We start from the raw sequence: 9983 nt of genomic DNA, 5'->3' as shown, positions 1-9983 counted from the left end.
GATGATCAGCGGCGCGCGGTTGCCCCGGTAGGAGCGCTCGAAGGCCTGCACCAGGCCGTCGCGCATCTGGTCGCCCCAGTAGCGGTGCCGGGAGGCCAGGCGGTCGAGCGCGGCCTCGGCGCCGTCGGCCTCCGAAGCGAGAACGATCTCCTCGCCGCCCTGCGCGCCCAGACCGAGCACCGCGAGCATGGAGGCGGCGTTCACGGGGGTGCCGTCGGACTTGGCGATCGTCACCGGCACGCCGGAAGCCGTGGCGGCACGGACGAAGATGGACGCGGGGCGGGCGTGCAGGCCCTCGGCCCAGCCGACGTTGACGCGGCGCTCAGCCATGGTGTTGCCCTTCAAGTCTCAAGCGGGTTGTCTAGACCAGTCTCTCACGGGTTGCGCGGTGCTCACGCCGACCTTCGGTCCGGAGTGGACCGCACTTCGGCCCCTCCCACCTTGCAACACCTTGCATCGCGCGCACCCGCCCCGCGACCGGTGCCGCAGTCGTGTCGCGGCCGTAGTCTGGCCCCATGCAGAGCGCGTCGGAGCAGCCACCGGCACCACAGGCCCCACCGGAGCACGCCTACCCCGACCACTGGGAGGCGGACGTGGTGCTCCGCGACGGCGGCACCGCGCGCATCAGGCCCATCACGGCCGACGACGCCGACCGGCTCGTCAGCTTCTACGAGCAGGTCTCGGACGAGTCGAAGTACTACCGCTTCTTCGCCCCCTACCCGCGTCTGTCCGCCAAGGACGTCCACCGCTTCACCCACCACGACTTCGTGGACCGGGTCGGGCTCGCCGCGACCATCGGCGGCGAGTTCATCGCCACCGTCCGCTACGACCGCATCGACGCCCGCGGACTGCCCGCCTCGTCTCCGGCCGACGAGGCCGAGGTCGCCTTCCTCGTCCAGGACGCGCACCAGGGGAGGGGCGTCGCCTCCGCCCTCCTCGAACACATCGCGGCGGTCGCGCGCGAGCGGGACATCCGGCGCTTCGCCGCCGAGGTGCTCCCCGCCAACACCAAGATGATCAAGGTCTTCACCGACGCGGGCTACACCCAGAAGCGCAGTTTCGAGGACGGCTCCGTCCGCCTCCACCTCGACCTCGAACCGACCGACCGCTCCCTCGCCGTCCAGCGCGCGCGGGAGCAGCGCGCCGAGGCCCGCTCCGTGCAGCGCCTCCTCACCCCCCGGTCCGTCGCCGTCGTCGGCGCCGGACGCGCACCCGGCGGCGTCGGCCGGACGGTGCTTCGCAACCTCCTCGGCGCCGGCTTCACGGGACGGGTGTACGCGGTGAACGCCGCGCTCACCGGAGAGACCGAGCTCGACGGCGTCCCCGCCCACCCCTCCGTCGGCGCCATCGGCGAGCCGGTGGACCTGGCCGTCGTCGCCGTCCCCGCCGAGCGGGTGCCCGAAGCCGTCGCGGACTGCGGCGAGCACGGGGTGCGCGGCCTCGTCGTGCTCTCCGCCGGATACGCCGAGAGCGGGGCCGCCGGGCGCGAGCGCCAGCGCCAGCTCGTACGGCAGGCCCGCTCGTACGGCATGCGGATCATCGGCCCCAACGCCTTCGGGATCATCAACACCGCCGACGACGTCCGGCTCAACGCCTCCCTCGCCCCGCAGATGCCGGGAGCCGGGCGGATCGGGCTCTTCACCCAGTCCGGCGCCATCGGGATCGCCCTCCTCGCAGGACTGCACCGGCGCGGCGCGGGGCTCTCCTCCTTCATCTCGGCCGGCAACCGCGCCGACGTCTCCGGCAACGACTTCCTCCAGCACTGGTACGACGACCCCGGCACCGACGTCGTCCTCCTCTACCTGGAGTCGATCGGCAACCCGCGGAAGTTCACCCGGCTCGCCCGCCGCACCGCCGCCGTCAAGCCCGTCGTCGTCGTCAAGGGCGCCCGGCACAGCGGCAGCGCCCCGCCCGGCCACCGGGTGCCGGTCACCCGCATCCCGCACGCCACGGTCTCCGCCCTGCTCCGCCAGGCCGGGGTCATCCGCGTCGACACCGTCACCGAACTCGTCGACGCCGGACTGCTCCTCGCCGCCCAGCCGCTGCCCGCCGGGCCCAGGGTCGCGATCCTCGGCAACTCCGAGTCGCTCGGCCTCCTCACGTACGACGCCTGCCTGACCGAGGGGCTGCGCCCGCTGCGGCCGCTCGACCTCACGACGGCGGCGGTCCCGGCGGACTTCCGGGACGCGCTCGTGGCGGCGCTCGCCGACGAGACGTCCGACGCGGTCGTCGTCAACGCGATCCCCTGGGTCGGCGAGGACGGGGCCACCGAGTTCGGCGACGGCGAGGTGCTCGCGGCCGCCCTCCGCGAGGCCGTCGCCTCCGCCCCCGCGCCGACCAAGCCGGTCGTCGTCGTCCACGTCGAGATGGGCGGCCTCGCGGAGGCCCTCGCGGCGGCGACGAGCACGAGGCCGACCGCGGCGGCGAGTGTCCGACCGGCCGCGACGGGCCGGGCCCCGGCCGCCGCACCTCCGGGAACCGGGCCGTCGGGCCCCGGCGCGTCCCCGGCTGCCCCGCCGAGCCCCGGCGCATCCCCAGCCGCCCCGCCTAGCCCCGGCCCCGGTCCCGCCGGGAACGTGTTTCCTCCCGAGGCCTCCCCGGGCTCCGTCGGGGTCGCTGCCATCCCGGCCTACCCCGCCGCCGAGCGGGCCGTGCGGGCCCTTGCCGAGGCCGTGCGGTACGGGCAGTGGCGGCGGCAGGCCGCCGATCCGGGGCGGGTGCCCGAGTACGAGGACATCGACGAGGCCGGGGCCGCCGCGCTCATCGAGGGCGTCCTCGGCGCCGGCGAGGTGGACGCCCGCGGTGTGACCCTCGACACCGAGGAGGCCGGGGCGCTGCTCGCCCGGTACGGCATCACCGTCCTGCCGACCCTCCCCGCGCCCGGGCCCGACGCCGCCGTCGCGGCCGCCGCCCGGCTCGGCTACCCCGTCGCGCTCAAGACGACCGCCCCCCACCTCCGCCACCGCCCCGACCTCGGGGGTGTCCGGCTGGACCTCGCCACCGAGGAGCAGCTGCGCACGGCGTACGCCGAGGTCACCGAGGTGCTCGGCAAGCCGGAGGAGCTCCAGCCGGTCGTCCAGGCGATGGTGCCCCGGGGCGTCGACACCGTCGTCCGCGCCGCGATCGACCCGGCCGTCGGCGCCGTCCTCTCCTTCGGTCTCTCGGGCGCGGCCTCGGAGCTGCTCGGCGACACGGCCCACCGGCTGGTTCCGGCCACCGACCGGGACGCCGCCGAGCTCGTCCGTTCCCTCCGCACCGCCCCGCTGCTCTTCGGCTGGCGCGGCTCCGCCCCGGTCGACACCCCGGCCCTCGAAGAGCTGCTGCTGAGGGTCTCCCGGCTCGTCGACGACCACCCCGAGGTGGTCGCGGTCTCCCTGGAGCCGGTGGTCGTGGCGCCCCGCGGGCTCTCCGTCCTCGGCGCGACCGTCCGGCTGGCCCCGCCCGCGCCCCGCACCGACCTCGGGCCGCGGAGCCTGCCGCGTTACTGAGGCCCGCGGGGCCCGCCCCGTCGCGGACGGGCCTGAGGGGGCCCCTCGGCCCCGTAGGATGGAGCCCATGGCAAAGAGCGGTACGACGACCCAGGGGCTGCGCGCGGCGATCGAGCGCAGCGGCTACTACCCGGCCCTCGTGGCCGAGGCGGTGGAGGCCGCCGTCGGTGGCGAGGCCGTCGCGTCGTACGTGGTCCACCAGGAGACCACCTTCGACGCGAACGAGGTCCGGCGCCACGTCACCGTCCTCGTCCTGACGCCGCACCGCTTCATCGTCAGCCACACCGACGAGCAGGCCGCCGACACCAGCTCCCCGACGCCGTACGCCACCACCTCCACCGAGTCCGTGAAGCTCGACCGGATCTCGTCGGTCGTGGTCAGCCGCGTCGTCGCCAACCCCGAGTCGTACACGCCGGGCACGCTGCCCCGCGAGGTCGTCCTCACCATCGGCTGGGGTGCCGTCTCCCGCATCGACCTGGAGCCCGCCGCCTGCGGCGACGCCAACTGCGACGCCGACCACGGTTACACCGGCAACGCCACCGCCGACGACCTCAGCCTCCGGGTGAGCGAGGCCGGCGACGGCCCGGACACCGTCCGGCAGACCCTCGCGTTCGCCCAGGCCCTCTCCGAAGCCATCGCGGCGACCGCCGCGCCCACCCGCTGATGGTGCAGCCGACCGCCGTGACCCACGGCTGGCCCGACGACCCCGTCCCGCTCGCGCCGGAGACCGCGCCGGTGCCCGAGTACGCCTCCGGCTCCCTCGGCGACCTGCTGCCGACGCTCGTGGCGGGCCAGGGCGTGCCCGGTTTCGAGGCGCGGATCGCGGAGCTGGCCCCGGCCGACCGGAACTGCGTCTTCCTGATCGACGGGCTCGGCTGGGAGCAGATCAAGGCGCACCCGGACGAGGCCCCGTACCTGACCTCGCTCCTCGGCTCCTCGCGGGGCGGCACGGGCCGCCCGGTCACCGCCGGCTTCCCCGCCACGACCGCGACCTCGCTCGCCTCCGTCGGCACCGGCCGCCACCCCGGGACGCACGGACTGCCCGGCTACACCGTGCGCAACCCGGAGACCGGCGAGCTGATGAACCAGCTGCGCTGGAAGCCGTGGACCGCGCCGCAGGTCTGGCAGCCGTACCCCACCGTCTTCCAGCTCGCCCACGAGGCCGGGATCCACACCGCCCAGGTGTCGTCCCCGATCTTCGAGCAGACCCCGCTCACCAAGGTCGCGCTCAGCGGCGGAACGTTTCACGGGCGGCTCTCCGGCGAGGAGCGCATGGACTTCGCCGCCGAGCAGCTCGCCGCCGGCGACCGCTCGCTGGTCTACACGTACTACAGCGAACTCGACGGCGCCGGCCACCGCTTCGGCATCGACTCCGACGCCTGGCGCGGCCAGCTGATGTTCGTCGACCGGCTCGTGCAGCGGCTCGCCGAGCAGCTGCCGCCCCGCTCGGCCCTGTACGTCACGGCCGACCACGGCATGGTCGACATCCCCTTCGACGAGCAGCACCGCATCGACTTCGACGAGGACTGGGAGCTGAGCGCGGGCGTCGCCCTCCTCGGCGGCGAGGGACGGGCCCGCCACGTCTACGCCGTGCCCGGTGCCGAGGCGGACGTCCGCACCTGCTGGCGCGAGGTCGTCGGCGAGCAGTTCTGGGTGGCGAGCCGGGACGAGGCGATCTCCCTCGGCTGGTTCGGTGCCGAGGTCGACGAGCGGGTGTACGGCCGGATCGGCGACGTCGTCGTCGCGGCCCACGACGACGTGGCGATCACCGCCTCCGTCAACGAGCCCAACGAGTCCGCGATGGCCGGCATGCACGGGTCCATGACCCCCGCCGAGCAGCTCGTCCCGCTGCTCGAAGTCCGCTCCTGACCCCCACCTCCCCCCACGACCCGAAAGGTCCCCGTTCCGTCATGCCCGAGCTGGTCTTCTTCTCCGGAACCATGGACTGCGGGAAGAGCACCCTGGCGCTCCAGATCGCCCACAACCGCGACGCGCGGGGGCTTCAGGGCGTGATCTTCACCCGCGACGACCGGGCGGGCGAGGGCAAGCTGTCCTCCCGGCTCGGCCTGGTGACGGAGGCGGTCGAGGCGCCCCGGGACATGGACCTTTACGCGTATCTGGTCACCCAGCTCTCCCAGGGCGGCAAGGCCGACTACGTGATCGTGGACGAGGCCCAGTTCCTCGCCCCGGAGCAGATCGACCAGCTCGCCCGCATCGTCGACGACCTCGACCTGGACGTCTTCGCCTTCGGGATCACCACGGACTTCCGCACGAAGCTGTTCCCGGGCTCGCAGCGGCTGATCGAGCTGGCGGACCGGATCGAGCAGCTCCAGGTCGAGGCGCTGTGCTGGTGCGGCGCCCGCGCCACGCACAACGCCCGCACGGTGGGCGGCGAGATGGTCGTCGAGGGCGAGCAGGTCGTCGTCGGGGACGTGAACCGTCCGGCGGAGGAGATCGGTTACGAGGTCCTCTGCCGCCGCCACCACCGCCGCCGGGCCACCTCGGCCTCCGCCCGCGCGGGCGCCCTCTCGCCGGACGTCCTCCCGGTCGCCAACGCCTGACCCCGGCCCGGCCGGTGGCGGCCTCCGCCCGGATCCGAGCCTCCTTCCTCCGCGACCGATGCGCGCGGGCGCCCGGGATCGTTGTCCTTCCGCCAGGACCACCGGCGCGTCGGAAGCTTCCCCGTGGAAGCCCGGTGCCCTGCGCGCCCCATGGAAGGCGGAAGATGACGACACGCAGAAGTTTCCTCGGCGGTGCCACCGCGACCGGCGTCGCGGCGACCCTCGGAGGGCCTCCGGCAGGGGCCTCGGCCGGCGGTGAGGACGGCATCGCCCCCGCGCCCCGGCGGAGTCGGGCCCATGACGCGATCGTGGCGGTCAACCGCGGCATGCGGGCGCACTACGCCGCGCTCAAGTCCGACCTGATCACGCGCCTGAGTCCCGTCATCGTCGTGCAGAACGACGCGAAGGGAGGAAGGTTCACGCTCCTCCACGACGGTACGCGGGAGTCGCTGCACCCCGTGGGGGAGGTGTTCGAGCTGGCGAAGTCCGTCAGCCATGTGCCGCTCGGCGTGTACTCGATCATCGCGCCCCACCTGAGCGACAAGGTCCCGAACCTCCCCGGTGCCGAGCGGATCGACGCGCACGACCTGGAGATGGTCGCGTTCAGGGGTGCCGGGTCCACCGGCTGGGTCGCTCCGCTCCAGGAGTACGCCGCCACGCTGACCGCCGCCCGCCGGCAGCTCGAAGAGGCGGGCATCCCGCCGGAGATGGTGGTCTCCTGCCGCCAGGTGCTCGACGGCGCCCTGGGGTTCATCGACGTCGCCGTGGCGGCCGGGTCCTTCGACATCAAGTCGTTCGAGGACTTCTCCGTCCGTGTGTACGAGGGGATCCGCACCAACATGAAGTACGCGGCCGAGGCCCAGATCGCCGGAGTGGAAGGCCTCCTGCGGAGGTGGCGGTCCAGGATCGGCGAGGAGGCGTGGCAGGACCTGTACACCGTGGTGCTGTCCCAGTGGGCCACGTCCGTACTGAACCAGAACTCGATCATCATCAAGCCGTGCATGAACCCGGCGAAGGTGGCCACTCACCTGATCGATCTGCCGGCCGCCGAGCCGCCCTCGGACCCGGTCTTCGTGGCCCTCGACAACCTCGCCCGGATCGTGCAGGACAACATCGCGGCCGAGTTGGTCTTCCCCTCGGACCGGGCCGCGGCGGACGCGCTCAAGGGCCCGCAGGATCTCCTCGCCGACGAGATCCTGGACCGGCTCGGTGCGGAGAGGGCCGACGGGGCGGCGCATCCGGCCTCCTTCGGCTCCGGTGAGGCCTGCCCCTTCTCCCGGCGGGGCATCCCGGCGCGGGGCTGATCCTCGTTCCGGGCAGGGGAACTACGCCTCGGGGGCCGCGTTCGGCGGACGCAGCGCGCGCATGAGCCGGTCGAGGTCCGAGGCGCTCGGCGGCGCCGTCCCGGCCAGGGTGCCGACCAGGGCCTGGGCGAGGACGGTCGCCGTCCCGAGGCGGGGGTCCTCGCGCTCGTCGCCGGTGACCTTGTCGATCACCGCGTCCCGCACCGCCGGTGAGATGTCGGAACCCCCGAACAGGTCGGGGAAGGACAGCGCCATCATGCACACGCCCACATTGGCGGAGAGGATCGACTGACCCGCCAGTTCAGGGCTCATGCGCAGGCGCCCGGCGTCGCGGCAGCGCTCGACGGCCGTCAGGAGGATCGCCTGCGCCTCCTTGATGGCCTGTGGCTTGGCGTCGCCCGTCGGCGTGAACATCAGGCGGTAGAGGTACGGATTGCGGAGCGCGAACGCGACGTGGCTGTCCCAGGCCGTGCGCAGGTCCGCCACCGGATCGTCCGTGAGCGGGTTCCGCCGCTTCTCGGCGAGGAAGCGCTCGAAGCCGATGTCGGCGACGGCGGTCAACAGCCCCTGTTTGTCGCCGAACTGACGGTAGATCTCGGGCATGCCGACCTTCGCCCGGTCGCAGATGGCCCGGGTCGAGATCGCCAGCGCGTCCTTGGTGGCGAGCAGTTCCTCGGTGGCTTCCAGGATGCGCTCTCGTGCCGTCGACATGCCTTCACGATAACAGCGCTAACAGCGTGGACCTGGGGAATCGCGGGCGGGAGGGGGCGTGGCCGCCAGGGCTTGTAATCAATGATTACGAACTGTGTTAGCGTTGCAAACGTCTGGGGGTGGGCCGCTCCCGGGCCTTCCGACCGTTCGGCCTTCCGACTGTTCGGCCTTCCGACTGTTCGCAACGAGAGAGCTGGTGTTCCCCATGAGCCGTTCGACGTTCCGTCGCGTCACCTCCGGTGCCGTCGCGGCCACCGCGAGCGCGGTCCTCCTCGCCGGCTGCGGCGGCACGGAGGAGGACACCGCCCCCAGCCGGCCGTTCACCGCCACGCACATCGGCGGGCCGACCACGCTCCTGGAGGTCGGCGGGCTGCGCCTCCTGCTCGACCCGACCTTCGACGAGCCGAAGAAGTACGAGAGCGGCCTGGAGAAGACGCGGGCCCCCGCGCTCGGCGTCGACGAGCTCGGCAGGATCGACGCCGTACTCCTCTCGCACGACCAGCACGACGACAACCTCGACGACAAGGGCCGCGCCTTCCTCAGGGACGTACCCGTCGTCCTGTCCACGCCCGGCGCGCGGAAGCGGCTCGGCGACCACGTCACCGGCATGAGCAGTTGGGACTCGCACGAGCTGAAGACCGCCGACGGCACCGTCGAGGTCACCGCCGTGCCCGCCCTGCACGGGCCCGACGGCGTCGACCGCGGCGCCGACGGCGAGGTCACCGGCTTCGTCCTCAGCGGTGCGGGCGTCCCCACCACCTACATCTCCGGTGACAACGCCTCGGTCAAGGTCGCCAAGCAGCTCGGTGACCGGATCAGGAAGGAGATCGGCCCCATCGACACGGCCGTCCTCTTCGCGGGCGCCGCCCGCACCCCCGCGATCCTCGACAACGCCCCGCTGACCCTCACCTCCGCCGGCGCCGCCCAGGTGGCGAAGGACCTCGCCCCCCGCAAGGTGGTCGCGGTGCACACCGACAGCTGGAACATCTACTCCGAGGACACGCGGTCCCTGGTCAAGGCCTTCCAGGACCGGGGCATCGCCTCCGAGCTCGTCGACCTCGCGCCCGACGGCACCAAGAAGAGCCTCTCGTGACCCCCCGTCACACCCGTGACTCCTCCCTCTCCACCTCTGTGAAAGGAACCTCCATGACCGCGTCCACCACCCTGCGCGATGTGATCGGCCTGCCCCGGGAACTGCCCCGCCTGAGCGAATCGGCCCTGATCATGGTCGACTTCCAGAACACCTACCGCACCGGCGTCATGCGGCTCGACGGTGCCGAGGAGGCCCTGGCCGCCGGTGCCCGACTGCTCGCCGCCGCCCGCGCCGCCGGTACCCCGGTCGTCCACGTCGTCAACGACGGCGGCGAGGGCACCCCGTACGACATCCGGGCCGAGATCGGCTCGATCAGCGACGAAGTCGCCCCGGTCGAGGGCGAGAAGGTCGTCGTCAAGCAGTTCCCCAACGCCTTCCACGCCACGGACCTGGAGGAGACCCTCAAGGAACTCGGTGTGAGCGGCGACCTGGTCATCGCCGGCTTCATGACCCACATGTGCGTCCTCTTCACCGCTCAGGGCGCGTTCAACCTCGGCCACCGGCCGACCGTGGTCGCCGAGGCCACCGCGACCCGCCCCCTGGAGGCCCCGGACGGCACCGTCCTGCCGGCGGCGGCCCTCCAGGCCGCGAGCCTCACGACGGTCCGGGACCTGTTCGGCACGGTGGCCCGCACGGTCGACGAACTCGTCGACCCGGCGCCCGTGGGATGACACCCGGGCGGTAGTGCCGGGGCCCCGGCCCCTGCCGGGGCCCCGGCGTCGCCGTCGGTACGGGCCGGCACCCGGAGTTCACCCGGGGTGCGCCTGATGAGCGCCTGCCGCTCGGTTGCGGGTCGTCCGCCTCGGCGGTAATGGCGGTCGGCCCG

Annotated in this window: 8 protein-coding genes and 1 pseudogene; 7 read left to right on the top strand and 2 right to left on the bottom strand. The window is 73.2% G+C overall.

Annotated elements, in window-relative coordinates:
• Positions 1-93 precede the first annotated feature (93 nt).
• Positions 94-330: pseudogene (locus ABZ318_RS26205) on the bottom strand (HPr family phosphocarrier protein); the annotation flags it as partial.
• Between the two features lie 185 nt (positions 331-515).
• Here ABZ318_RS26205 and ABZ318_RS26200 point away from each other — a divergent pair.
• From ABZ318_RS26200 to ABZ318_RS26180, 5 genes are all read left to right on the top strand, one after another.
• On the top strand, positions 516-3488 hold the full coding sequence (locus ABZ318_RS26200; protein WP_356904919.1) for a GNAT family N-acetyltransferase: 2973 nt from the start codon (positions 516-518) through the stop codon (positions 3486-3488).
• A gap of 67 nt (positions 3489-3555) precedes the next feature.
• Entirely contained in the window at positions 3556-4152 is a 597-nt protein-coding gene (locus ABZ318_RS26195) for a DUF5998 family protein (RefSeq protein ID WP_189804644.1), read from the top strand.
• Positions 4152-5357, top strand: coding sequence for a nucleotide pyrophosphatase/phosphodiesterase family protein (locus ABZ318_RS26190; RefSeq protein ID WP_356904918.1), 1206 nt, complete (start codon positions 4152-4154; stop codon positions 5355-5357). The genes ABZ318_RS26195 and ABZ318_RS26190 overlap by 1 nt, the downstream gene beginning before the upstream one ends.
• A 41-nt stretch (positions 5358-5398) precedes the next feature.
• Positions 5399-6049 carry a thymidine kinase gene (locus ABZ318_RS26185; RefSeq protein ID WP_356904917.1) on the top strand — a complete coding sequence of 217 codons (651 nt, stop codon included), beginning with the start codon at positions 5399-5401 and terminating at the stop codon, positions 6047-6049.
• 164 nt (positions 6050-6213) lie between these two features.
• Complete coding sequence (locus tag ABZ318_RS26180; RefSeq protein ID WP_356904916.1) at positions 6214-7353, top strand: twin-arginine translocation signal domain-containing protein; 1140 nt, start codon at positions 6214-6216, stop codon at positions 7351-7353.
• Between the two features lie 21 nt (positions 7354-7374).
• Here ABZ318_RS26180 and ABZ318_RS26175 read toward each other — a convergent pair whose 3' ends face one another.
• On the bottom strand, positions 7375-8064 hold the full coding sequence (locus ABZ318_RS26175; RefSeq protein ID WP_356904915.1) for a TetR/AcrR family transcriptional regulator: 690 nt from the start codon (positions 8062-8064) through the stop codon (positions 7375-7377).
• A 205-nt stretch (positions 8065-8269) separates the two neighbouring features.
• On the opposite strand from ABZ318_RS26175, the gene ABZ318_RS26170 reads away from it, so the two are divergent.
• Together ABZ318_RS26170 and ABZ318_RS26165 are read left to right on the top strand one after the other, a co-directional pair.
• On the top strand, positions 8270-9157 hold the full coding sequence (locus ABZ318_RS26170; RefSeq protein WP_356904914.1) for an MBL fold metallo-hydrolase: 888 nt from the start codon (positions 8270-8272) through the stop codon (positions 9155-9157).
• A 53-nt stretch (positions 9158-9210) separates the two neighbouring features.
• Positions 9211-9828 carry an isochorismatase family protein gene (locus ABZ318_RS26165; RefSeq protein ID WP_356904912.1) on the top strand — a complete coding sequence of 206 codons (618 nt, stop codon included), beginning with the start codon at positions 9211-9213 and terminating at the stop codon, positions 9826-9828.
• Positions 9829-9983: the final 155 nt, after the last annotated feature.

Source organism: Streptomyces sp. NPDC006197 (assembly GCF_040613865.1).
Taxonomy (GTDB): domain Bacteria; phylum Actinomycetota; class Actinomycetes; order Streptomycetales; family Streptomycetaceae; genus Streptomyces.
This window is presented reverse-complemented; position numbering and strand designations above follow the sequence as displayed.

Coding starts and splice junctions, on each gene's coding strand:
- ABZ318_RS26200 (WP_356904919.1), top strand. CDS start 516: ATGCAGAGCGCGTCGGAGCAGCCACCGGCACCACAGGCCCCACCGGAG.
- ABZ318_RS26195 (WP_189804644.1), top strand. CDS start 3,556: ATGGCAAAGAGCGGTACGACGACCCAGGGGCTGCGCGCGGCGATCGAG.
- ABZ318_RS26190 (WP_356904918.1), top strand. CDS start 4,152: ATGGTGCAGCCGACCGCCGTGACCCACGGCTGGCCCGACGACCCCGTC.
- ABZ318_RS26185 (WP_356904917.1), top strand. CDS start 5,399: ATGCCCGAGCTGGTCTTCTTCTCCGGAACCATGGACTGCGGGAAGAGC.
- ABZ318_RS26180 (WP_356904916.1), top strand. CDS start 6,214: ATGACGACACGCAGAAGTTTCCTCGGCGGTGCCACCGCGACCGGCGTC.
- ABZ318_RS26175 (WP_356904915.1), bottom strand. CDS start 8,064: ATGTCGACGGCACGAGAGCGCATCCTGGAAGCCACCGAGGAACTGCTC.
- ABZ318_RS26170 (WP_356904914.1), top strand. CDS start 8,270: ATGAGCCGTTCGACGTTCCGTCGCGTCACCTCCGGTGCCGTCGCGGCC.
- ABZ318_RS26165 (WP_356904912.1), top strand. CDS start 9,211: ATGACCGCGTCCACCACCCTGCGCGATGTGATCGGCCTGCCCCGGGAA.